General features: G+C 33.3%; 23 protein-coding genes. 5 read left to right on the top strand and 18 right to left on the bottom strand.

The features are described 5' to 3' along the window. Nucleotides 1-355: 355 nt before the first annotated feature. Entirely contained in the window at nucleotides 356-1687 is a 1332-nt protein-coding gene (locus BM289_RS05585; RefSeq protein ID WP_091491522.1) for a DUF5723 family protein, read from the top strand. A gap of 332 nt (nucleotides 1688-2019) precedes the next feature. Here BM289_RS05585 and BM289_RS05580 read toward each other — a convergent pair whose 3' ends face one another. From BM289_RS05580 to BM289_RS05535, 11 genes are all read right to left on the bottom strand, one after another. Further along, on the bottom strand, nucleotides 2020-2382 hold the full coding sequence (locus BM289_RS05580) for a hypothetical protein (protein WP_091491521.1): 363 nt from the start codon (nucleotides 2380-2382) through the stop codon (nucleotides 2020-2022). Nucleotides 2383-2417: 35 nt separating this feature from the next. Next, entirely contained in the window at nucleotides 2418-2777 is a 360-nt protein-coding gene (locus BM289_RS05575) for a hypothetical protein (protein ID WP_091491519.1), read from the bottom strand. A 45-nt stretch (nucleotides 2778-2822) separates the two neighbouring features. After that, nucleotides 2823-3107: a YtxH domain-containing protein gene (locus tag BM289_RS05570; protein WP_091491518.1), complete on the bottom strand. Its 285-nt coding sequence runs from the start codon at nucleotides 3105-3107 to the stop codon at nucleotides 2823-2825. A gap of 53 nt (nucleotides 3108-3160) precedes the next feature. Then, nucleotides 3161-3313 (bottom strand): lmo0937 family membrane protein, encoded by a 153-nt coding sequence (locus BM289_RS25290; protein ID WP_143102046.1) that lies wholly within the window; start codon nucleotides 3311-3313, stop codon nucleotides 3161-3163. Nucleotides 3314-3351: 38 nt separating this feature from the next. After that, nucleotides 3352-3996, bottom strand: a complete 645-nt coding sequence (locus BM289_RS05565) for a porin family protein (protein ID WP_091491516.1) — start codon at nucleotides 3994-3996, stop codon at nucleotides 3352-3354. Between the two features lie 36 nt (nucleotides 3997-4032). Beyond that, on the bottom strand, nucleotides 4033-4602 hold the full coding sequence (locus BM289_RS05560; protein WP_091491515.1) for a DUF4142 domain-containing protein: 570 nt from the start codon (nucleotides 4600-4602) through the stop codon (nucleotides 4033-4035). 280 nt (nucleotides 4603-4882) lie between these two features. Then, entirely contained in the window at nucleotides 4883-6667 is a 1785-nt protein-coding gene (locus BM289_RS05555) for a sensor histidine kinase (RefSeq protein WP_091491513.1), read from the bottom strand. A 10-nt stretch (nucleotides 6668-6677) separates the two neighbouring features. Further along, nucleotides 6678-7127: a response regulator gene (locus BM289_RS05550; RefSeq protein WP_091491512.1), complete on the bottom strand. Its 450-nt coding sequence runs from the start codon at nucleotides 7125-7127 to the stop codon at nucleotides 6678-6680. Between the two features lie 21 nt (nucleotides 7128-7148). Beyond that, nucleotides 7149-7700, bottom strand: coding sequence for a helix-turn-helix domain-containing protein (locus BM289_RS05545; RefSeq protein ID WP_091491510.1), 552 nt, complete (start codon nucleotides 7698-7700; stop codon nucleotides 7149-7151). A 157-nt stretch (nucleotides 7701-7857) separates the two neighbouring features. Continuing rightward, entirely contained in the window at nucleotides 7858-8043 is a 186-nt protein-coding gene (locus tag BM289_RS05540; protein WP_091491509.1) for a CsbD family protein, read from the bottom strand. Nucleotides 8044-8183: 140 nt separating this feature from the next. Beyond that, nucleotides 8184-8657, bottom strand: a complete 474-nt coding sequence (locus tag BM289_RS05535) for a Dps family protein (protein WP_091491507.1) — start codon at nucleotides 8655-8657, stop codon at nucleotides 8184-8186. Nucleotides 8658-9044: 387 nt separating this feature from the next. Here BM289_RS05535 and pyrF point away from each other — a divergent pair, with 387 nt between their 5' ends. Together pyrF and BM289_RS05520 are read left to right on the top strand one after the other, a co-directional pair. Then, nucleotides 9045-9863 (top strand): orotidine-5'-phosphate decarboxylase, encoded by an 819-nt coding sequence (pyrF, locus tag BM289_RS05525; protein ID WP_091491504.1) that lies wholly within the window; start codon nucleotides 9045-9047, stop codon nucleotides 9861-9863. Between the two features lie 69 nt (nucleotides 9864-9932). Then, a complete protein-coding gene (locus BM289_RS05520; protein WP_091491503.1) occupies nucleotides 9933-10733 on the top strand; it encodes an ABC transporter substrate-binding protein in 801 nt (266 codons plus the stop codon). A gap of 1027 nt (nucleotides 10734-11760) precedes the next feature. Here the strand turns inward: BM289_RS05520 and purU are convergent. From purU to BM289_RS05505, 3 genes are all read right to left on the bottom strand, one after another. Then, complete coding sequence (purU, locus tag BM289_RS05515; protein WP_091491501.1) at nucleotides 11761-12615, bottom strand: formyltetrahydrofolate deformylase; 855 nt, start codon at nucleotides 12613-12615, stop codon at nucleotides 11761-11763. 99 nt (nucleotides 12616-12714) lie between these two features. Beyond that, on the bottom strand, nucleotides 12715-13434 hold the full coding sequence (locus tag BM289_RS05510) for a DUF4197 domain-containing protein (RefSeq protein WP_091491500.1): 720 nt from the start codon (nucleotides 13432-13434) through the stop codon (nucleotides 12715-12717). Between the two features lie 377 nt (nucleotides 13435-13811). After that, entirely contained in the window at nucleotides 13812-15371 is a 1560-nt protein-coding gene (locus BM289_RS05505; protein ID WP_091491498.1) for a L,D-transpeptidase family protein, read from the bottom strand. Between the two features lie 294 nt (nucleotides 15372-15665). Between BM289_RS05505 and BM289_RS05500 the strand changes: the two genes are divergently transcribed. Further along, complete coding sequence (locus tag BM289_RS05500) at nucleotides 15666-19106, top strand: methylmalonyl-CoA mutase family protein (protein WP_091491496.1); 3441 nt, start codon at nucleotides 15666-15668, stop codon at nucleotides 19104-19106. Between the two features lie 504 nt (nucleotides 19107-19610). Here the strand turns inward: BM289_RS05500 and BM289_RS05495 are convergent. Further along, nucleotides 19611-19925 carry a hypothetical protein gene (locus BM289_RS05495; RefSeq protein ID WP_091491495.1) on the bottom strand — a complete coding sequence of 105 codons (315 nt, stop codon included), beginning with the start codon at nucleotides 19923-19925 and terminating at the stop codon, nucleotides 19611-19613. A gap of 208 nt (nucleotides 19926-20133) precedes the next feature. Here BM289_RS05495 and BM289_RS05490 point away from each other — a divergent pair, with 208 nt between their 5' ends. Then, nucleotides 20134-20550, top strand: coding sequence for a helix-turn-helix domain-containing protein (locus tag BM289_RS05490; RefSeq protein WP_091491493.1), 417 nt, complete (start codon nucleotides 20134-20136; stop codon nucleotides 20548-20550). 268 nt (nucleotides 20551-20818) lie between these two features. Here the strand turns inward: BM289_RS05490 and BM289_RS05485 are convergent, their stop codons facing one another. From BM289_RS05485 to BM289_RS05470, 3 genes are all read right to left on the bottom strand, one after another. After that, nucleotides 20819-21205 carry a secretion protein gene (locus BM289_RS05485; RefSeq protein WP_091491492.1) on the bottom strand — a complete coding sequence of 129 codons (387 nt, stop codon included), beginning with the start codon at nucleotides 21203-21205 and terminating at the stop codon, nucleotides 20819-20821. A 400-nt stretch (nucleotides 21206-21605) separates the two neighbouring features. Continuing rightward, entirely contained in the window at nucleotides 21606-22007 is a 402-nt protein-coding gene (locus BM289_RS05480) for a secretion protein (protein WP_091491490.1), read from the bottom strand. 475 nt (nucleotides 22008-22482) lie between these two features. Next, complete coding sequence (locus BM289_RS05470) at nucleotides 22483-22884, bottom strand: T9SS type A sorting domain-containing protein (RefSeq protein WP_091491486.1); 402 nt, start codon at nucleotides 22882-22884, stop codon at nucleotides 22483-22485. Nucleotides 22885-23086 lie beyond the last annotated feature (202 nt).

Raw genomic sequence — 23086 nt, 5'->3', positions numbered from 1 at the left:
TTTCTAGTGTGATCTTTCCTTCGTCAAGATGACAAACAAGGACAAACCTTTGTCACTTTGTCACTTTGTCCTTTGCACCTCTCCAAAAAAAAGTTATTTCTTCAAAAAATTAATGTAAAGTTTTCAAGTAGAAAAAATCATTCATAATGTTTTTTTTCTAAATTTAAATTAAGGACAATACTACAGCTAGTATATAAGCAGTAAGATTTATAAGAGCTTTTAAGTAAAACTTAGAATCTAAGCATCTTAGTAGCTCAGTATCTCAAAAAAACTTCTCGAATCGATGGATTCGAGAAGTTTTTTTTTAACATTTTTTGTTTCATATTTGTAGACCAACCAACCTTAAAATCTAATTATGAAGAAAACTTTACTTTTCTGTTGCTTCTTTGGAAGCTTTTTTTATGCGCGATCACAGTCTTATTTTGGTTTTCGGGACGACAATTATGCCGGAATTCAAGGCGTATTGTTTAATCCGTCTGCTGTTGTAGATTCTAAGTACAGATCGGATGTTACGATTTTTTCTATGAGCGGAACTGGACAAAACGATTTATACGGAATAAACGTTTTAGACGCTTTGGACGGAAATTATGATTTAGACGTTGATGCAAGCAAAAACTTCAAAAGCAATAACAGAGGAAACCTAAACCTGGATATTCTAGGACCTTCGTTTACGCTTAACATTACACCTGTACACAGTATTGCGCTTTTTTCGCGTGTGCGTAGCATCACCAATATGGTGAATGTAAACGGGGAATTAATCGATGAGGTGAATAAAGATATTGATGCCTCAAACAGCTTTATGATTACTGGTGGTAATCCAAACGGAGTTACGAATTCGTGGGCAGAAATTGGCGCTTCTTACGGAACTGTATTGTTAGACCGCGACGATCATTTTGTAAAAGGTGGAATCACTTTAAAATACTTAATGGCAGGTGCAAACGGTTACATCAACGGAAGTGATATTAGTGTCGCATTTAATAAAAACGCTGTTAATCCGGCGTTGAGCGAGTATTATTCTACAGGAACTTTAAGAACCGCTGCAAGTTATGATTATGAAAATGGAGAGAAGATGAAATTCGATCCGTCTTCGGCTGGAGTAGGCGTAGATTTAGGTTTTACGTATGAATACCGCACGAATTGCCATACTTGTATTGGAAACCGTTATAAGTTTAAAGCAGCAGCTTCGGTAACGGATATCGGAAGTTTGAACTATAATAATATTACAGAAAACACATATAACTTAAATGGAAGAGTAACCCAGCAGGATATTGATGATGCCGAAGACATTTTCGAGTTTTTTGATCAAAATTATATTAAAACATCATCAAGAAAAGCAGTCAAAGCTAATTTGCCAACAGCATTGCACACGAATTTTGACTGGAATATCGACAATAGATTTTACCTGAATTTAAGCTGTGATTTCAGTTTAGTGAATGCAAATAAAGTCAACGGAACTACAATTGCTAATTCGGTTACATTTACGCCAAGATATGAGACAAGACAATTTAGTTTTTATCTTCCAGTAACCTATATGGAATACAGCGGAACTCAGATTGGAACTGGTTTTAGAGCAGGTCCAATTTTTGTTGGTTCTGGAACTTTGGTTTCAAACCTGTTTTCAAACAACTCAAAAGGTGCGAACGTATATGTTGGATTGAAATTACCGATTTATCAAAATTATAATTAGAGATGCTAAGTTGCAAAGTAACAAAGTTTTTTAAAACCTATTGTCACTTTGAACCTTTGTCACTTTGAACCTTTGTTACTTTGTTACTAAAAAAAAGGCCAATTATACTCAAAGTATATTTGGCCTTTTTTTAAAAATATATAGTGAAGGTCAAATCTTCATTAACCGCTTCCCCCAAAAGCGTATAATGAAAGTTAGACACCTAAAAATACTCTTGTGTATTCAAAACATTTATATAGGTTCGAGTAAACGTATACACCATTTTTTAATACTATTTCGCTTAACTTTTCCATAATACATAAATTTAGTTTGACAAATTACTCTTGCGATGTTTAATACTGTGATGAATCTTCCTCTTCTTCAGAAGTTTCATTTTGTGGTTTAGAAACCAGATTGGTAACGATAAGCTGAACAATTGAGCCTAAAATGCCTTTGAACATGGTATCGCCTTTTCCGACTATAAATCGTTTGGCGAGATAACCAATTCCGATACTAATGGCCGATTGTGCTAAATGACTTTTAAAACCTACTGTTTCGTTTATTTCTTCGACAGTATTTCTAATCAGATTAATTGGTTTCAAATTCTCTTTAATGTCATCGATATGATCTTTGACAGCACACCATTCTGTATCTTGACGAACTTCTAATTCCTGAATTTTACGATTTAATTGATCAATAGTGTATATAGCCTCCATAGGTTAGTCTTTTATAAGTATTAATAAATTAAATCTCAGTTTTTAGTTTCTTTTAAAATGCTTGAGATTATAGTGTTACCAATAGGCGTTTTGATTAATCTATGATGCGATTTGACCACGATAACGGCAAGGATTAAATAAAACAATGCCATAACAAAAAAACCGTAGTAATACTCTCCCAGCATTTGTCCAACCCATAAACTGATTCCTATATTTAAAAACAGAGTAAAAAATGCAACAACAATCCCGATTGCTATCTTTGATGCCAATGATGAAACACCGTCAGCAACTGAACATACTGTTTTTAGTTTTAGTAATTCTAAACTTGTTTTAGCATAATTTTCAGCTTTTTCATAAAGATTAAGTTCCTCGTTTGTTGTTGCATTTGGTTCCATGATATAGGGTTTTATGGTTTGAAATATTCACTAATTTGATAGCTTTTAGTAGTTTGATTTTACTGCTTTAGCATCGTCTTTTAGTGTATTAAAATCATCTTTAACTTGAGCTAGTTTAGATTTTCCATCTTCGATAATTTCTTTACCGTTTGATTTAATTGTACTAACAATACCGTCAAATTTTGTTTTAATATTATCTCCGTAATCTTTCGATTTATCTTTGATTTTTTTTCTTGTGTTAGAACCTTTGTCTGGTGCAAATAAAACACCTATTGCTGCTCCCGCCGCTGCGGCTCCTAAAATTCCTAAAATTGTTGTGCTAGTTTTCATAATAATTAATTTTAAATTGGATTAATATTTATAATTTGTTGATTTTAAAAGTTTTAAATTTCTCGACCTTTAATAAGTCTAAGAAGAATGGCAATGATGGCAATTACTAAAAGGATATGGATAATGCTTCCAAAGCTGTAAACAAAGAACCCTAAAGCCCAAAGTATAACCAGAATCACTGCGATTGTATATAATAAATTAGACATGGTTTCTTATTTTAATGGTTAATAATTAATTCTCTTTTTTAATTTAACTTATACGAAAGGTATAAAGTCAAATTGCTGTTTTTGGCATCTGGAAAGGTGTAAGTTGTACCAGCAATCGTTCTTTCTTTCCCAACAGTTGTTAAACCGTAATTGTATCGTAAGCCAATGCTAATTGGATTAAAATCTACTCCAATACCTGCAGATACACCTGCATCAAATTTCGCTAGATCATCTGTATCAATGTCTTCATTAAAGTCTATAGAACCGCTTCCAGTAACTTTAGAACTTACCAAGTAAGAAGCATATCCACCGGCATGTATATTAAAGTTTTTAGTCACATTCACTCTCACTAATAAAGGAACCTCGATATAGTTTAATTTGAATTTTGTGTTTCCACTTCCAAAAGCGTTATTGTATTCGTATTCAGTACCTTTTGTTGTAAACAGAATCTCTGGCTGAATGGCTACGAAATCTGAAATAGGAAGTGTAGCGTAAAGTCCGGCATTAAAACCGTATAAAATATTGTTATCATCAACGTTGTCGTCTTTGGTTAGATTCGACATATTGAATCCCCCCTTTACACCGAACTCGGTATTTACATTATTGTCCTGAGCGTGCAGCGTTCCAAATGTTGCTGCTAAAAAAAGTGTTAAGGCGCATAAAAAATTGGCTTGTAATTTCATAGTAAAAAATTTAGTTAATTGATAGATAATAGGCTTTTATACATTTTGTTTTCGTATTCTTTCGGTTTCCCTTAAAAGCTTGTATTGTTCAGGCAAAAATCTCAAGACTAGTTCCAGAATCTGTTTGTCGTTTGTTTCTCTAGAAATGGTTTCGAATAATTCAATCTGGTCGCTTAAAGCTTCTTTCATGGCGTTTAAATAGACATCGTTAAAATCGTTGCCTTTTGCATCAATGAGATTGTACAGGTCTCTTTTGTGTGTGGCGTTTATTTCAGTAATGACAATGAGCTTCATGGCGGCCATTTTTGATACTTCGTCCAAAACTTGATTTTCTTGGATTTCGATTCTTTTTCCTAATTCTTGGACGATGGCGTCTGAACTTTTTTGTTGTGCAATTTGACTTTTAGAAATAATTGACTTACTCGCATTTGCCGTCGAAATAAAGAAATAGGTTTCTGTCTCTTCTTTTTCTGTTATCACAAAAGCTTGGTTTTTAAAAGAATTTTCAATCGGATTAATTTTTCTGCATGACGTAATGCATAGTACTAATACGATTAAGAAAAAGACTTTAAATATTGAAGCTTTTAAGGGGATAATTGCTTTCATTGTTATTTCCTCAAGTATTACATTACAAAGATGCTAACGAATGAAAGATTTTGCTTTACAGCATAAAAACGAAACGTTATATAATTCCCATAGCCGAATTATTTTTATCCTTTATCCTTTATAATTCAACGGTTTAATCCGTTTTGGTTTGGGGCAAAAAAAAAGAAACCATAGTTTTTTCTATGATTTCTTTTATATGTTAATTAAAAAGGCAGGGATTTTTTTTCTTACAATTCCTTAAACTCCTGTTTCTATTTTATGTGATGTGTTTTTTCAATCTTTAATCTGGAAGAAAAACGGTGAATTGAGAACCTTTTCCAAGTGTGCTGTCGGCAATGATATGACCTTTGTGATTTTCGACAATTTTTTTACAAATCGCCAATCCGATTCCAGTTCCGGGATAATCTGTTTTAGAATGCAGTCTTTGGAAAAGAATAAAAATCGTTTCCTTAAACTGAGGGTCAAATCCCATTCCGTTATCTGTGAAAGTGATTTTGTGAAATTTCTTTATCGATTGTTCTAATATTTCTGGATAATCTGATGAATTTACTTTTTCGCTTATAATTGATATTTCAGGTTCTATTTCTGGCCGACTGTATTTTAATGAATTTCCAATTAAATTAATAAATAGTTGTTCGATCTGATACGGAATTACGGAAAGTTTCGGGAGTTTATTGGTTTTAATAACCGCTTTCTTTTCTTCGATAATTTCTGCTAGTTCAGATTCGGCATTGTCCAAAAGTTCGTTTAGATTGATTTTGATGAACTCTTTTTTAGTCGTATTGGTTCTTGAAAATAAAAGAAGATCATCAATCAAAACACGCATTCTTTTTGCCGAGCTTTCAATTTTAGAAATATAATTTTTCGCACTGTCGGACATTACGGCTTTATCGGCATCCGAAACTCTCGAGATAAAAGTCTGGATTTTTCTAAGTGGTTCCTGTAAATCGTGACTGGCCACATGATTGAAAGAAGCCAGTTCTTTATTGCTTTTTTCCAATTCCTTATTTCTTTCCTGAAGTTCGATATTTAATAAATGTTCATCTGTGATGTCAAAATTAATTCCAAGCAAAATTTTACTTCCCTGCTGATCGGTTACGATTTTAGCAGTTGTTTTGAAATAACGGACTTCGTAATTAGGACGGACAATTTTATAATAAACAAACGGAAGTTGTTTTCTTTCCACAATTCCGTCCATATAAGAGGCAAAAGTTTCTTTATCGTCGGGATGAACAAATTTTAAAAGTGTCGCTTTATTGGGAACAAAAGAATTTGGTTCGTGACCCAAAAGACGGTATTGATTGTCTGAATAATCAATTTTATCGGCATCCAAATCCCATTGCCAAGTACTGAAATTACCAATGCTTTCTGATTCTGCAATTAAACCGCTGGAAATTAAAAGTCTTTTATTAAACACTTTCAAGCGTTCAAAATCTCGACTGATTTGTCTGTAAGCCAATAAAATAAAACATAATGCCACCAAGAATAACGAAATCGAAAAAAGCGGACTTAAAGAAATTTCCGAATCGTATATTTTAAGTCTGGTTTTTAGAAAAGTTTTTTCGATATCATTCATTTCATCCACTTTAAAGCGGATGTTTTCCATCAAAATTCGACCGCCAAACATATGATTGTCGAGTTTTCTTTTATCGTAAGTTTTGGGATCACTGTATTTTAAACAGTTTTCAAAAGAAACAAAACGCTGGGTAATGAGTTTGAATAATTTTTGAAGATTTTCCTGTTGTTGCGGATTATCAGCAGTCAGTTTTTTTAAAGTAATAAAAGAAGTATTTACTTTATCTCGCGAGTAAATATAAGGTGTAAGAAAACGGGCGTTGCGAGTTATGATATAACCTCGCTGGCCCGTTTCTGCATCTTTAATCGCCGACATTAGTCGTTCGAGCTGGATGTTTATTTCATAAGTATGCATAACCACTTTACTTGATTCATTCAAGTCCTGATTATGCTTGTAAGCAATTGAAGAAAGAAATAACAGAATGAAAACTGCGATTACAAAAATAACTCTCAAAGAGTTTGAAGAATTAAAATTTGGTATCCACTTCATTTATGTGTGCTTATTTTAGTCGCAGCAAGAAATTATCACGGTTTAGTCCAGAAGTATGATAATGCCAGTTTACAGTCACGACCTCATTAATTATTTTTTTAAGCGTGTTGAAATCGCTTGGTTTTTTGATATAGATATTGGCTCCTTGGATAAAGGTATCTTCGATATCCTCTTCAGACGAGGAAGTAGAGTAGATAGCAATGATGATATCTTTTAAATGCTCTGTTTTCTTGATTTCAATCAAACATTCCTTACCTGTTTTTTTAGGCATGTTCAAATCTAGAAACAAAATATCTGGAAGTTTATTATCTGTGTTCATTAAATGATCCATCAGCTGCATTCCGTCATGAACAAAATTTACATTTGTCTGAATTTTGATTTCTTCAAAAGCATCTTTAAAGAAAAGACGGTCATCTTCATCATCGTCGGCTAATAAAATGTGTAATGCGTTTTTTTGCATTTGATCGCGGTATTTGGGTTTTTATTTTAAATTTTCTCTTCTCTTTTTAATAATTCTCTGAAAAGCAGACGGAGTAATTCCGGTCGTGTTTTTAAACTGTGTACTCAAATGCGCAACACTGGAGTAATTCAGTAAAAAAGCAATTTCGGTCAAACTCATTTCATTGATAATAATCAATTGTTTTGCTCTTTCAATTTTCTGTAAAATAATAAAGTTTTCAATAGAAGAGTATGTTACTTCTGAGAAAACATTCGATAAATATCCGTAACTGTGGTTCAGCTTTTCAGCTAAAAATACAGAACTTTTATAATTATTGCTGTCATCCATAAAAACAAGTTCGATAATTGCATCTTTAATCTTTTGGACCAAAACACTTTTTTGATTTTCAACTACTTCGAAACCGCATGGAGCTAATTTAGTTTTTAAATTATCCAGTGCTTCGGCATCTATATTGTCTTCAATCTCGATTTCTCCAAATCCTAGAGTGGTAAAATTGATATTATTTTGTTCCAGATTTTGTTTTAAATAAAGAGAGCAAATTGTATTTATGTCGAACTTTATAAATAGTTTCATTTTATAGAAATTTGGTTAAAGATACTTATTTTATTTGGTGTTTTTGCTTAAAAAAAGCTTAGAATTACAAGTTAAATGTATTTTAAAATAAAATTATCAAAAAAATACCGTCTAATATTTTTACTAGACGGTATTTTCCCGGTTGAGTTGTAAGGATTTACAAATCTGACAGGATTTTGTGGAATTCTTCTTTAGTTTTCCCCAATTTTTGCTGAAGTCTTCCGTACATTTCGTCTTCTTTTCCTTCAGCAAACATCAAATCATCATCTGTTAATTCAGCATATTTTTGCTTCAATTTTCCTTTTAACTCGTTCCAGTTTCCTTTTATTTCAGTAGTATTCATGGCGCTTTTTGTTTGAAATTATTGTAATGTAAAATTGCAAATTAAAAAACAGGATCATGTTACATTTATTTTAATGACTGTTGTATAATTTTCATTTCAATTAAAAATTGAGAATTAAAAATTAAAACCGAAATTGAAGATTAAACCTGATAACGTCTTAGAATCCATGCCATTTTTTCGTGTTTCTGCAACAGTCCAGTTACAAAATCAGCAGATCCGGCATCATTGGTTTCGTTTTCAAAAACGGGAATATAACCTCTGAATTCGGTTACCAGTTGTTCGTGGTTTTCTAAAAGTTCAGATAACATATGTTTTTGTGAAGCGTATTCTTTTGGAGATTCTTTAAGAGTAGAGTTCTCGATAAATTCTTTCATTGTACCAATTGTTTTTTCGCCCAATTGATTGATTCTTTCAGCAACTTCGTCGATTTGGGCTTCAAGAATTCTGTATTGTTCCTCAAACAGTTTGTGTAATTCCATAAAACTATTTCCTGAAATATTCCAGTGAAATTTTCTGGTTTTTACATATAAAGTCATTTCGTTAGATAAAATCGTGGCTAATATTGCAGCGCTCTTTTTTAGGTTTTTTGGTGTAATTCCAATATTTGGGCTCATAATTGTCTGTATTAAAGGTTATTTTCAAAGATACCTTTCAGACCCAATTTTCTTTTACACAATTTTTAATAGAAGTTACAGAAATTCAATGTTATTGACATGTTTTGACTAAATTATTGATATTGCCCTGATCGAGGTAGAAGGGGAAAAAAAAAGTATGCAAGAGGCTTCTCCCGAAGCCTCGGAACCGCTCAGCCCGAAAGCTTGAAGATAAAATGAAACTGAATTAAACCCACAGGTTTTCAAAACCTGTCGGGTTTACAAGAAACCTGAAACCTGAAACCTGAAACCTGAAACCTGAAACCTGAAACCACCAACAATTAACCCTCAACCATTGACCATAAACCATTATAATTTGTAATTTTGCCGCACAAGCAAAAAGACAATATGACAACACAGCAACTACACGAACAAATTCTTCAAAAAAAATCATTTTTATGCGTAGGCTTAGATCCAGATCTTTCAAAGATGCCAGAGCATTTATTAGAAACAGAAGATCCAATTTTTGAATTTAATAAAGCAATAATTGATGCGACTCATGATTTGACTGTTGGTTATAAACCGAATACAGCATTTTTTGAGGCATACGGAATAAAAGGATGGATGTCTTTGCAGAAAACAATTAATTATATCAATGAGAATTATCCAAACATCTTCACGATTGCAGATGCAAAACGAGGTGATATTGGAAATACTTCTAGCATGTATGCAAAAGCATTTTTTGAAGATTTGAATTTTGATAGTGTAACAGTTGCTCCTTATATGGGAAAAGATTCTGTTGAGCCTTTCTTAGCTTTCGAAAACAAACACACCATTATGCTGGCCCTGACTTCAAACGAAGGCGCTTTCGATTTCCAGACTTTAAATACAAACGGAAAAGAATTGTACAAACAGGTTCTAGAAACTTCTAAAACTTGGAAAAACAGCGAAAACCTAATGTATGTGGTAGGTGCAACAAAAGCAGAATATTTTACAGAAATCAGAAAAATTGTTCCAGATAGTTTCTTATTAGTTCCAGGAATTGGGGCTCAAGGTGGCAGTTTGTCTGAAGTATGCAAATATGGAATGAATGATAAAGTAGGGCTATTAGTAAATTCTGCAAGAGCCATTATCTACGCTTCTAAAGGAACTGATTTTGCTGAAAAGGCCAGAGAAGAGGCTTTGAAAGTGCAGAAAGAAATGGAAGAGATTATTGCTAATAAATAAAAGTTTTCAGTCTCGGTTTTCAGTCACAGTTTAGACCGAGACTGCGACTGAAAACTGCGACTAAATAAAATGAAACAATTAACCGACCAACTGGGAACAATACATTCTTTTGAAAACACTCCAAAACGTATTATTTCGCTCGTTCCTTCTCAAACCGAATTATTGTACGATTTAGGTTTGGAAGATAAAATCATCGGAATAACGAAGTTTTGTGTGCATCCGTTTCATTTTAAGTCTACCAAAAAGATTGTTGGCGGTACGAAGAAGATTCATTTTGAAAAAATAAAGCTTCTAGAACCAGATATCATCATTTGTAATAAAGAAGAAAACACCGAAGAAATTGTAAATCAGCTAAAAGAAATTTGTCCAGTCTGGGTTACGAATATTGTTTCTATTGAAGATAATTTCCAAATGATTTCAGATTTCGGACAATTGTTCAATTGCAGAACTGAAGCTCAAAAGTGGAACAACAAATTGACTTTCGCTTTAAGCGATTTCAAAAATTATATAAAAGAGATTAAGGAAAAGAAAGTGGCTTATTTTATCTGGAAAGACCCTTATATGGTTGCCGGAAAGGATACGTATATAAATGAGTTATTAAAACTAAATCATTTTAAAAACATCTACGAAGATAAAGGCCGTTATCCCGAAATAGAATTAAAGAAAATGCGATTGGAAGGCGATCCGGATATTGTTTTCCTGTCATCAGAACCTTATCCGTTTAAAGAAGAAGATGCTTTCGAAATTGGAAGATTTACACACCACGCCAAAACAATCTTTGTCGATGGCGAAATGTTCTCTTGGCATGGAAGCCGATTACTAAAGGCTTTCTCTTATTTCAAACTATTACAAGAAAGACTTAAAAATTAGTTTCAGGTTAGTTATAGAATACGTTGATTTAACCGCAAAGAGCGCTAAGGCATACGCAAAGTTCGCAAAGTTTTTAGACAAAGCTTTGCGAACTTTGCGTTTTTATAAAACCTCTTAAATAAAAAACTTTGCGCTCTTTGCAGTTAAATTATCTTCAAAGTAAGACAACCCTAATCCTCAAACAAAATATTATAAAAAAAATGCCGACATCTCGAAGACGCCGGCATTATTTAACTAACCAAAACCAAAATAATAAATAACCAGTTTATTACATTACAAATGTCCGACATAAATCAATGTAATGCTGTTAAGATCTTGTTATTACTTTGTTGGATATAAGTTAATGTCTTATCGTTTCAGGTTTAAAGTTGTTGGGAGGCTTAACCGCAAAGTTCGCAAAGTTTTTTACACGAAGCTTTGCGAACTTTGCGCTTTTTTAAAGCCTTTGAATAAAAAACTTTGCGAACTTTGCGGTTAAATTATGTTCAAATTAAGGTAACCTGAAACAAATGAAACTTGAAACTTGAAACAAAAACAGATATAAAAAAGAATGCCGGCATCTCGAAGACGCCGGCATCATTTAACTAACCAAAACCAAAATAATAAATAACCAGTTTATTACATTACAAAGGTCAGACATAAATCGATGTAATGCTGTTAAGGTTTTGTTATTACTTTGTTGGACATACGTTAAGATTTTTAAATACCCGATTTTGAGCTTTTTACAACAAAAAATAATATTTGATTATTAAAATACAACACCTGCCAATTTTGTTTGTGAATGTAGTAGAGATACTTGAAAGTGTTTGATAAAAAACTAAAAATCAATAAGATGTAAAACGTAAAAAAAATGACAACGGATGTAAAAAACTCGCATTTCAAACTACCAAATGAAACTTTTTTTGAGAAATTATTCTTTTAGTTTTAAGTGCGAATTACCGTTGTTTAAAAAAAGACCCGACAGATTTTTAAAATCTGTCGGGTCTTTTTTGGTTAGTTGCAAAGTTGCAAAGGTCTCTTTGAACCTTTAAGAAAAAACTACTGTTTTATTACTATAAACCATCGTTTTTCTTTCAGCATGCAATTTTATAGCTCTTGCTAAAACGATTCTTTCCAAATCACGTCCTTTCATGATAAAATCTTCTACGGAGTGAATGTGAGAAACTCTTGCGATATCCTGCTCGATAATCGGACCTTCATCTAGTTCTTCGGTCACGTAATGACTTGTGGCACCAATAATTTTTACACCGCGTTTAAAAGCCGAATGATACGGTTTTGCTCCCGGAAAAGCAGGTAAAAAAGAGTGGTGGATATTGATGATTCTGTTTTCGTAAAGGGAAATCAATTTTGGCGTTATGATTTGCATATAGCGGGCTAAAACAATAAAATCAATTTCATATTCTTTTAATAACTCAATCTGTTTTGCTTCGCCTTCGTCTTTATTATCTTTTGTAAAAGGAACAAGGTGAAACGGAATGTCAAAACGCTCTGCAATCCATCTCAAATCATTATGATTACTGATAATTACCGGAATCTCAATATTCAATTCCCCAGCGCTGTAACGTCCTAAAATATCAAAAAGGCAGTGATCGTATTTAGAAACAAACAATGCCATTTTAGGTTTTTGCTCCTGACTGTACAAATCCCAAGACATATCAAATTTTGAAGCAAGTGTTTTGTCAAAGTCAGCTTTAAAGCTTTCAATGGTAATTTCAGAATTGGCAAATTCACATTCCAATCGCATAAAAAATACATTCTGTTCTACGTCAACATGCTGGTCGATATAGGTAATGTTTCCGCCTACTTGAGCAATAAAAGTAGTAACAGATGCAATAATGTTTTTTTGGTCTTTACAGTGAATTAAAATGGTTATTTTTTGCATTTTGGTTTATTTTGGTTAGTGACAAAGTTGCAAAGGTTCAAAGTTGCAAAGGTCGCTTTGAACCTTTGTAACTCTGTCTCTTTGTACCTTAGGAAAAAATTATTTTCCATCCTGCAGAGCGAAAACCTTTTGTAACAAAGGCGTTGTTCTTGCAGAAATGTCATTTCTTATTTCTTTTTCTTCAACAGCAATCATTTTGAAAACACCAGATAACGCTTGATTGGTTGTGTAATCTGTCAAATCTGGATTTACTTTTTTCACTAATGGAATAGTGTTGTATTTTGTGATAATATTTTTCCAAACCACATCAGCTCCAACTTTTTCAAAAGAGCTTTTAATTACAGGATTAAATTTTCCGTACAAAGCTGTTGTTGTGCTGTTTTGCAAGTAGCTTGTTGCCGCACTGTCATTTCCTAAAAGGATGTTTTTAGCGTCTGTAAAACTCATGTTTTTAACTGCTGAAACAAAGATCGGAGTTGCCTCTTTAACCGCATCTTCAGCAGCACGGTTCAGCATTTTGATTCCTTCATCGGCAAGTGAACTTAAACCTACTTTTCTTAAAGTTGCATCTACTTTTTGTAATTCTTCCGGCATTAATATTTTTACGGCTTCATTTTTGTAAAACCCATCAACGGCAGTTAATTTGCTTACTTGTTCTGTAATTCCTTTATTTAAAGCTTCTTTTAATCCCGAAGCAATATCTACAGTTCCTGTTGTTGGAAGCTGAGATGCTATTTGAGGCAATTGATTTAAAGTCTGTTGTACTTGTGCGCAAGACGTTAGAGAAAATGTAACGGCTAATAGTAAAATCTTTTTCATTATTGGGGTTTTATTTAAGGTTCAAAAATAGTACTTATTCAAAAATAAAGCCACAATTTTATATGTTAGACTGCAACATTTTGTGTTAGAATTAACAAAATATTCCTAGTCTCAAAGATAAGTAGGTCAGTGGGATAGTATAAGATTGATTTTAGGACAATATTTCCTGATTAGTATCATTTTTTATACAATCGTTGATGTTGTTTTAGAGAAGTTTTTATTTGTAGGATAATTGGGTTTTCGGGTTGTAAACGGGTTTGTTTGTGTTTAAATCCTTTAAAATAATATGGGTATAATCTTTACCACCTTTAATTAGAAAAACAAAGTGAGAATTTATCATTTTTGATAAATTCTCACTACACTTGAAGGGAATTATTTTATTGAGCTGCAACGGCACTTTGGCTAGTTAACTCTTTATCTTTTTCGTATACATCCTGAAAGAAACCAATTTCTCCATTTTCATTTACTAAAGAAGTGAAATAAGTAATGTATATAGGCACTTTTTTAGATAATTTGAAACTGCTTTCTACTTTTCCTTCCATTGCTTTATCAATTTTAGCTTGTGTCCATTCAGGATAATCTTTAAGCATAGCAACAGCTAATTCTTTTGCCATTTTTACATTAATACAACCATGGCTGAAGGTTCTTTTTTCAAAATCGAATAATGTTTTTGATGGAGTATCGTGCATGTAAATATCATCAGAATTTGGGAACATGAATTTTACCAAACCTAGAGAGTTGTCTGGACCTGGTTTTTGTCTTACTTGTCCGTTTACCATTTCCATATTTTTCTCTGCTAAATAATTTGGATCTGATGCAATTTTAGATCGTAATTCATTTTGAACGATGCTTTGTGGAACTGTCCAATAAGGACTGAAAACGATTCTGTCAATTTCTCCATTGAAAATGGTAGTTTTAGTTAAAGGAGCTCCAACAAAAACAGGTGAAGTCAACTGTATTTTTCCATTTTTAACGTATACCATTTCATACGAAGGCACATTGACCAAAACATATTCATCGCTTGCTGCAATTTGAGCCGCAATGGCACGGCATCTTTCCATATTCAATTTTAAAGTTTCCATTTTCTCAGAAAGTGGAATATTCATTTCTTTAATATGTTCTTCTGCAAGAATATAATTCGGTTTGAATCCGTTACGAACTTTGTATTTCATTACAGCGTCCATCAGTTCACGGTCGTAAACATCACTTTTAGAATCCTCTTTTAAATCGCCCAATAAGTACAAACGAGTTCTAACTTGTGCAATAGTACTGGAAACAGCATCTGGACGTAAATCTTTATAAGGAGATTCAGCGGGAACAATTGGTTTCCATTTATGTGAACGATCTAATTTTTTGTATTTTTTTAATACATCTTCCAATTTATAATATTGGTCATATTCTACTTTGGCATCAAGGTTCGCAGTTGCAGATGATTCTTCGATAGTACTATAGTTCAAGAAATCTTTAAGCATGTCATTGTATGACAATTTTTTCTTGTCTGCGTTATTTTTTTTAGTGTACAAAACATACATTGAACTTAAAAGCATGTCAGCATCCGTTTTAGATGGATTGTTTTCTAATGAATCATCAAAAAGTTTGTCAATTTCATTTTGGTAAGGAATTACTAAATCATTAGTTTTTTTTGCTTTTTCATATAAAACAGAACCAAATTCGTTGATTTCGTCTTCATCAAACCAAATCGTTCCTAGAGTTCTGGTCTTGTATAATGACATTACATCCGATTTATATTTCTTTAAATCTGAATACCTTTTAAAGAAGTCATTAGCTTTTTCTGCGTTTGCAAGATCAGAATCATTGTTAACAGTTAAAGTGGCTGGAGTTTTTTTATATGTAGGTGTATTGTTTTCAATTCTGTTATAAGAAGATACAAAGAAACTCAAACCTAAAATCACGGTGAATGAATAAAATGTTCTCATTTTTTTAAATTTTTACGTTTTTACTTTTTTATGGTAAGCTTTGGTAAAAATTTGGGGGCTTTTCTACATTGCTAAATTACTTTAGAAGGCCTTAAAACATGTTTATTGATTTTATTTAAATGTTGCGAAATTGCCATGTCTTTAAGCTTTCTTTAACTATATCAACTATTTACGTAAATTGTTACCCTCATAGTTCACGAAATCGATTTATTTTTTGTTAAGATAAGCTTATAGAAAGAATCGAATATTAAAATATTTTGTAAATTGCCTCCATAAAATTATCATATTCATAAAATGGAACAACAAATACCATATATTCCTAAAAATAAAGTAAGAATTGTCACTGCGGCTTCACTTTTTGACGGACATGATGCTGCCATCAATATTATGCGCCGTATCATCCAGTCAACGGGAGTTGAAGTGATTCATCTTGGTCATGATAGAAGCGTTGAAGAAGTGGTCAATACCGCAATTCAGGAAGATGCAAATGCCATTGCGATGACTTCCTACCAAGGTGGGCACAATGAATACTTTAAATATATGTATGATCTGCTTCGCGAAAAAGGAGCAGGACACATTAAAATCTTTGGAGGTGGAGGCGGTGTAATTCTGCCAAGTGAAATTGAAGAATTGCATGAATATGGTATTACCAGAATTTATTCTCCAGATGACGGCCGTTCTCTTGGTTTACAGGGAATGATTAATGATTTGGTGCAACGTGCCGATTTTCCTATTGGAGACAAATTAAATGGAGAAGTCGATCATATCGAAAGCAAAACACCTACGGCCATTGCACGTTTGATTTCTTCAGCAGAAAATTTCCCTGAAATTGCAAAAACAGCTTTTGATAAAATCCACGAAATTAATTCTAGTTCTAAAATTCCGGTTTTAGGAATTACAGGAACGGGCGGTGCCGGAAAATCTTCTTTAGTAGATGAATTAGTGCGTCGTTTTCTAATTGATTTCCCAGAAAAAACAATCGGATTGATTTCTGTCGATCCTTCTAAAAGAAAAACAGGAGGAGCACTTTTGGGAGACAGAATTCGTATGAATGCCATTAATAATCCTCGTGTATACATGCGTTCACTGGCAACACGTCAATCGAATTTGGCTTTGTCAAAATATGTAGCCGAAGCGATTCAGGTTTTGAAAGCAGCAAAATACGATTTGATTATTTTGGAAACTTCAGGAATTGGTCAGTCAGATACGGAAATAATGGATCATTCTGATGTATCCTTATATGTAATGACACCAGAATTTGGAGCAGCAACACAATTGGAGAAAATCGACATGCTTGATTTTGCCGATTTAGTGGCGTTGAACAAATTTGATAAACGTGGAGCGCTTGATGCGTTGCGCGATGTAAAAAAACAATATCAAAGAAACCATAATCTTTGGGATAAAAGCCCAGACGAAATGCCAGTTTTCGGAACGATTGCTTCGCAGTTCAATGATCCGGGAATGAACACGCTTTACAAAGCGATTATGGATAAAGTGGTAGAAAAAACCGATTCAGATTTGAAATCGACTTTTGAAATCACTAAAGAAATGAGCGAAAAAATCTTCGTTATTCCGCCGGGAAGAACACGTTATTTATCTGAAATTGCTGAGAATAATAGAAGCTATGATGAAACAGCCATTTCGCAGCAAAAAGTAGCTCAAAAATTATACGGAATTTTCAAAACCATTGAATCTGTTTCTGGAAAAGTTCCTCAAATTACAAAAGCAGGAATTGACGATTCGACTGTTTTGCCAAGCGGCATTGTTGAACATGACGAAAATAGAATCTTCTTAAATCTGTTGCTGAATCAATTCGATAAGGTAAAAATGGATTTAGATCCGTACAATTGGGAAATTATCCTGAATTGGGATGAAAAAGTTGCCAAATATAAAAATCCGGTTTACTCGTTTAAAGTTCGTGATAAAGAAATCAAGATTGCGACGCATTCTGAAAGTTTATCCCATTTACAGATTCCAAAAATTGCTTTGCCTAAATATGAAGGTTGGGGCGATATTCTGCGTTGGAATTTACAGGAAAATGTTCCAGGCGAGTTTCCGTTTGCTTCGGGATTATATCCGTTTAAACGTGAAGGCGAAGATCCATCAAGAATGTTTGCGGGCGAGGGTGGACCGGAAAGAACCAACAAGCGTTTTCATTATGTAAGCGCAGGAATGCCTGCAAAACGTCTTTCAACAGCTTTTGACAGCGTAACTTTATACGGAAACGATCCAGATTTGCGTCCGGATATTTATGGAAAAATTGGAAATGCAGGAGTTTCGATCTGCTGTTTGGACGATGCCAAAAAATTGTATTCAGGTTTCGATTTGGTGCATGCTTTAACTTCGGTAAGCATGACGATAAATGGGCCTGCGCCAATGTTGTTAGGTTTCTTTATGAATGCCGCAATCGATCAGCAATGTGAGATTTACATCAAAGCAAACGAATTAGAAAAAGAAGTTGAAGCCAAAATCAACAAATTATATAAAGACAAAGGAATCGAAAGACCAAAATACCAAGGCGAACTTCCTGCTGGAAACAACGGTTTAGGATTAATGCTTTTGGGTGTTACGGGAGATCAGGTTTTGCCTTTAGATGTTTATAATGATATAAAAGCCAAAACGTTATCGCAAGTTCGTGGAACGGTTCAGGCTGATATTCTAAAAGAAGATCAGGCGCAGAATACTTGTATTTTCTCAACTGAATTTGCGCTTCGATTAATGGGTGACGTTCAGGAATATTTTATTAATAAAAACGTTCGTAATTTCTATTCGGTTTCGATTTCTGGATATCATATTGCAGAGGCGGGAGCAAACCCAATTACGCAATTGGCGTTTACGCTTTCAAATGGTTTCACTTACGTAGAATATTATTTGAGCCGAGGCATGAACATCAACGATTTTGGTCCGAATTTATCGTTCTTCTTCTCAAACGGAGTAGATCCAGAATACTCAGTTATTGGTCGTGTGGCACGTAAAATTTGGGCAAAAGCCATGAAAAACAAATACGGAGCCAACGAAAGAGCCCAAATGCTGAAATACCATATTCAGACTTCTGGGCGTTCGTTACACGCACAGGAAATTGATTTCAACGATATTAGAACAACTCTGCAAGCTTTGTATGCGATTTACGACAACTGTAATTCATTGCACACTAACGCTTACGATGAAGCGATTACAACACCAACAGAAGAATCTGTACGTCGTGCCATGGCCATTCAACTGATTATTAATAAAGAATTAGGTTTGGCGAAAAACGAAAACCCAATTCAAGGTTCCTTCATCATTGAAGAATTAACTGATTTGGTTGAAGAAGCCGTTTTACAAGAATTCGATAGAATTACAGAAAGAGGCGGAGTTCTCGGCGCAATGGAAACCATGTACCAACGTTCTAAAATTCAGGAAGAAAGTTTGTATTACGAAACCTTAAAACACAATGGAGATTTCCCAATTGTGGGTGTAAATACTTTCCTGAGTTCAAAAGGTTCGCCAACGGTAATTCCGGCTGAGGTTATTCGTGCTACAGAGGAAGAAAAACAATATCAGATTACGATGTTGGATAACTTGCATAATTTCCACGAAGCAAAAGTAAACGAGCACTTAAATACGTTACAGCAAGCCGCTATTAAAAACGAAAACTTATTCGATCATTTAATGGAAGCGACAAAGGTTTGTTCTTTAGGTCAGATTACTTCAGCGTTGTTTGAGGTTGGTGGGCAGTATAGAAGGAATATGTAAATGATACATTTTTGAATGTCCGAAATTATCGGACGTTTGCTCAATATGTAGAGCCTCTCAGAAATGAGAGGCTTTTTGTTTGAATGAATATTTAAATAAGGCCGAAGGCCTATAATCATCCAGCATTGGGCAACGCCCAATGTCTATCACAGGTTTTGATAAGAAAGCCCTGAAGGGGCGTAAGCCATTACATAACGAGCATAGCTATCGCCCTTTTAGGGCTTCGAGTTGCATTGAGTTTTATGTAATAGGGGAGCTGGAGCGGGGTGTTCTCTAATAGGGCGTTGCCCTATTTTGGAGCTGGTAGCCTTTCAGGCTTTTTGTACGAGATTTTTTGGCACTAGACCTTTCGTTCGCTCGCGCTAGGAAATAACAAAAATCCAATTATCAAATATAGCCCGTGGTTTCAACCACGGGTACACAATGCGAGTAACACAATATGACGTTCCCGTGGTTGAAACCACGGGCTATGTTTATACCATTTGGGATTATCAAAAAAGAAAATCATTCAACAACCTCCCCAACAAACCCCAAGAACTCCATTTCATCCATAGGAAACAAATGCAAAACCGTTTCTAAAACCAGAGAAACATTAATAGCAGCACTATTATCTTTCTTCGAAAAGTTATGCATATCATTATCAAGTGCGAGAATACATAATTTCAGTAAATCGGTAATAAGACAGCCGAGTTCTAAATAATTGACCACTTTAAATTGAATGGTATAAGAATTGGGTTCATTTGTAGGTTTTAGTGTTGTAAAATACATAGCGGTTAATTGTTGTAGTTTTTGCAAAGTTTCGGTTTCGTTGGCTTTCATGGCAATGTGGTTTTAGTTAGTATCTTGTTTTTTACTTCACAATTTGGCTTTTATAAAAATATTATAAGAAAAATTGTACTTTTGTTTGGTTTGGCGAAGAAAGAAATAGAATTTCACTGTACCAAATCATTTTTAGCTGTATCGTACGGCAAAAAAATCTGTTTTTTACATTTTACGAATTTTGACACTTTATTATTATCTTTGAATTATGAGCACACTAACAAAACCAAATCATATAGGGCGAAAAATAAGCCGTATCCGTGAACTTCGTGATATGAAGCAGGAAGCTTTGGCGCAGGCTTTAGGAACAAATCAGCAGGCGATTTCGGCTATGGAAAACAGCGAAACCATTGACGATGAAAAATTGGTTGAGGTTGCAAAAGCGCTTGGTGTAACAGTTGAAGCCATCAAGAATTTTTCAGACGAAGCGGCAATTAATTACTTTAATACTTTTAATGATACTAAAGCGAGTCAGGTTAATTTTGGAAATAGTAACAATTGTACTTTCAATCCACTAGATAAATTAATGGAAACGGTAGAAGAAAATAAAAAGCTTTACGAGCGTTTGCTTCAGTCGGAAAAAGACAAAATCGAATATTTGGAAAAATTGCTTAAAGAGAAATAGTAGTTTTACAATATAGGAAAACCTCTCAGAAACGAGAGGTTTTTTACTATAAATGGTACATAAAAAAATCTGCTGAATCTGCTAAATCTGCGTGAAACAAAAATACGCAATCTTTGTAGAGTTTCGAGTGTGATCTTTCCTTCGTCAAGATGACAAAACCAGGCGCTTATTTAAATGGGGAGTAGAAAACTATACAAAACAAAAAAAGCAGTTCTCCTGGTAAAAGAACTGCTTTTTAAAAACTTTTTTCTTTGGGGACAAAAAAGGCTTAGCGACGGAAAGATGGACTGTGGTTAACAGTTTCTTCTAACTTCACTGCCTTTACTTTTTTTGCAGCAACTTTAATTTCGTGTTTCGAAACTTTGTCGTTTGCTTTCACTTCTAGAACATAAGTTCCAGCAGGAAAACTTTCTAAACTAATAGTTTTAGAAACTTCCAATTTGTTTGCTGCAGACTCTCCAGCATAAAGTAAATTGTGATTCTCATCAAAGATAGAGAAAGATGAATTTTCAACAGTGTCTAAAGTAAAGCTCATTACTTTTCCGTTTCCTGTTTTAATGTTTAGAATAAAGTCACCTTTTCCATCAAGGGCATAGGTAAAAACAGTCGCTAAAAAAAAGGCAGCAACTAAACCGGCTTTGGTAAATTTTGTCATGTTTTTTTTAAATGTTAATTACTAAATGTGGAACGAGCAAAACTACAAATACAAATTCAATTTTTAGCAATAAAAAGCCGTTTTCAAACACTTAAGTTGCTGAATTTTAAACTTTTTTGAGTTTTGTTTGAACTAATGTACGTAAATACTGGGCTCTCGGTTTTTTGATTTTTGATGTTTTTTACTATTTTTTTTAAACTTTTTTACGCTTTAAAACGCAATCGTTTGAATTAGTAAGAATATATTTTCAGGATATTATTTTGTGTAAAAAATACATTTTATATAAAAACAAAAAAAACAGCTCCATAACCAACAATGAGCTGTTTTTCTTTTCTTCAAACAATAAAATACTTTAATCTTTTTAACCTTATTTTATACCTTTTATATGGAGTATAAAATTTTAACGTGCAGCCACGCTTGAATTTTTAGCAAAACCTGCTTTGTAAACAGATGAAATTGCAGTTCTAGATAATGAAGCATTATCATCGATTTTAATTTCATATTTTGCTTTTTTGATGCTGTCTTCAACTTCTAAAAAGTAAGTTCCTTCTGGAAATTCTTCTAAGCTGAAAGTTCTTAAAATTCCTTCTTTACCAGTAGCATTTTCAGAATATATAAGAGTTCCTTCTTTGTCATAAATGGCTAAGTTCGCTTTCTGTGTTCTGTTAAGTGCGAAAGTGATCTTTTTTCCATTAGCTTTCAATACATGAAGATTAAATTCTTCCTTTCCATCAATTGCGTAAGTGCTAATTCCTGTGAAAAGCAACGCCGCTGCTAAACTCAATTTTGCAATCTTTTTCATGGTACTTAGTTTTTAAATTAATAGTTCTAATTCTCTGATGCTAAATTACTTATGATATACATGAAAAAGCGCAACTGTATTTTCCAATTTCTATGCTATATTCTCATTTACGAAACCGTTATAGGTTAAAACTTGAATTATTTTTAACGTTTTTGTTAATTCAGTTATTATTTTTTAATGTTTTACTTGATTTTGAATTTGCTTTGGGTTAAGAATTTATTTACATATAAGATTGTGGCTATTCCGCAAAGATTCACAGAAGAAAACGCAAAGATTCGCAAAGTTCTAAAAAAAACTCTGCGAATCTCTGCGATAAAACTTTGTGAATCTCTGTGTGTGATAACTCTAAAAAGTAAAAAGCAAAAAAAAACAGCTCAGTAACCACAAAGAGCTGTTTTTAAAACTTTTGAAAGTTTTTTAACTTACTAACTATCTAACCTCACTTTTTATACTGTATGAGAGTATAAAAACTTTTTTAGCGTACTGCTACGCTAGTACTTTTAAAATCTGATTTGTAAACAGAAGAAACTGCTTTTTGAGATAAAACAGTAACAGTTTCTGTTACAGCGATTTCATATTTTGCTTTTTTTGTATTGTCTTCAATTTCTAAAAAGTAAATTCCTTCTGGGAATTCCTCCAAGCTGAAAGTTCTTAAGATTCCTTCTTTACCTGAAGCAGTTTCAGAATAAATAAGAGATCCGTCTTTATCATATATAGATAAGTAGGCTTTCTGAGTCTGATTAAGACCAAAACTGATTAATTTTCCATTAGATTTGATCACGTGAAGATTAAAATCTTCCGCTCCATCAATTGCGTAAGTGCTTATTCCAGAAAAAAGCAACGCAGCTACTAAACTCATTTTTGCAATCTTTTTCATAATACTTAGTTTTTAAATTAATTAGTTCTAATTCTCTGATGCTAAATTACTTCTGTTGTAAGTAAAAAAACGCAACTATATTTTCCTATTTATATGCTATATTTTCATTTACGAAACCGTTATATGTTAAAATTTGATTTATTTTTTACCGTTTTTACTGATTTGGTTATTATTTTTCAACGTTTTCTTGATTTTTAGTTTA

The sequence above is a fragment of the Flavobacterium phragmitis genome (genome assembly GCF_900112575.1).
In the GTDB taxonomy this organism is placed as follows: Bacteria; Bacteroidota; Bacteroidia; order Flavobacteriales; family Flavobacteriaceae; genus Flavobacterium; species Flavobacterium phragmitis.
The sequence above is the reverse complement of the archived record's forward strand: the minus strand, read 5'-3'. Positions and strand labels throughout refer to the sequence as shown.

Excerpts from the sequence above, each read along its gene's own strand:
- BM289_RS05480 (WP_091491490.1), bottom strand. The coding sequence starts at position 22,007 with ATGAAAAAGATTGCAAAATTGAGTTTAGCAGCGGCGTTGCTTTTCACA.
- BM289_RS05560 (WP_091491515.1), bottom strand. The coding sequence starts at position 4,602 with ATGAAAGCAATTATCCCCTTAAAAGCTTCAATATTTAAAGTCTTTTTC.
- BM289_RS05575 (WP_091491519.1), bottom strand. The coding sequence starts at position 2,777 with ATGGAACCAAATGCAACAACAAACGAGGAACTTAATCTTTATGAAAAA.
- BM289_RS05550 (WP_091491512.1), bottom strand. The coding sequence starts at position 7,127 with ATGCAAAAAAACGCATTACACATTTTATTAGCCGACGATGATGAAGAT.
- BM289_RS05570 (WP_091491518.1), bottom strand. The coding sequence starts at position 3,107 with ATGAAAACTAGCACAACAATTTTAGGAATTTTAGGAGCCGCAGCGGCG.
- BM289_RS05505 (WP_091491498.1), bottom strand. The coding sequence starts at position 15,371 with ATGAGAACATTTTATTCATTCACCGTGATTTTAGGTTTGAGTTTCTTT.
- BM289_RS05510 (WP_091491500.1), bottom strand. The coding sequence starts at position 13,434 with ATGAAAAAGATTTTACTATTAGCCGTTACATTTTCTCTAACGTCTTGC.
- BM289_RS05565 (WP_091491516.1), bottom strand. The coding sequence starts at position 3,996 with ATGAAATTACAAGCCAATTTTTTATGCGCCTTAACACTTTTTTTAGCA.
- BM289_RS05470 (WP_091491486.1), bottom strand. The coding sequence starts at position 22,884 with ATGAAAAAGATTGCAAAAATGAGTTTAGTAGCTGCGTTGCTTTTTTCT.
- BM289_RS05500 (WP_091491496.1), top strand. The coding sequence starts at position 15,666 with ATGGAACAACAAATACCATATATTCCTAAAAATAAAGTAAGAATTGTC.
- BM289_RS05555 (WP_091491513.1), bottom strand. The coding sequence starts at position 6,667 with ATGAAGTGGATACCAAATTTTAATTCTTCAAACTCTTTGAGAGTTATT.
- BM289_RS05485 (WP_091491492.1), bottom strand. The coding sequence starts at position 21,205 with ATGACAAAATTTACCAAAGCCGGTTTAGTTGCTGCCTTTTTTTTAGCG.
- BM289_RS05495 (WP_091491495.1), bottom strand. The coding sequence starts at position 19,925 with ATGAAAGCCAACGAAACCGAAACTTTGCAAAAACTACAACAATTAACC.
- BM289_RS05580 (WP_091491521.1), bottom strand. The coding sequence starts at position 2,382 with ATGGAGGCTATATACACTATTGATCAATTAAATCGTAAAATTCAGGAA.
- pyrF (WP_091491504.1), top strand. The coding sequence starts at position 9,045 with ATGACAACACAGCAACTACACGAACAAATTCTTCAAAAAAAATCATTT.
- BM289_RS05585 (WP_091491522.1), top strand. The coding sequence starts at position 356 with ATGAAGAAAACTTTACTTTTCTGTTGCTTCTTTGGAAGCTTTTTTTAT.
- BM289_RS05490 (WP_091491493.1), top strand. The coding sequence starts at position 20,134 with ATGAGCACACTAACAAAACCAAATCATATAGGGCGAAAAATAAGCCGT.
- BM289_RS05540 (WP_091491509.1), bottom strand. The coding sequence starts at position 8,043 with ATGAATACTACTGAAATAAAAGGAAACTGGAACGAGTTAAAAGGAAAA.
- BM289_RS25290 (WP_143102046.1), bottom strand. The coding sequence starts at position 3,313 with ATGTCTAATTTATTATATACAATCGCAGTGATTCTGGTTATACTTTGG.
- BM289_RS05520 (WP_091491503.1), top strand. The coding sequence starts at position 9,933 with ATGAAACAATTAACCGACCAACTGGGAACAATACATTCTTTTGAAAAC.
- BM289_RS05545 (WP_091491510.1), bottom strand. The coding sequence starts at position 7,700 with ATGAAACTATTTATAAAGTTCGACATAAATACAATTTGCTCTCTTTAT.
- purU (WP_091491501.1), bottom strand. The coding sequence starts at position 12,615 with ATGCAAAAAATAACCATTTTAATTCACTGTAAAGACCAAAAAAACATT.
- BM289_RS05535 (WP_091491507.1), bottom strand. The coding sequence starts at position 8,657 with ATGAGCCCAAATATTGGAATTACACCAAAAAACCTAAAAAAGAGCGCT.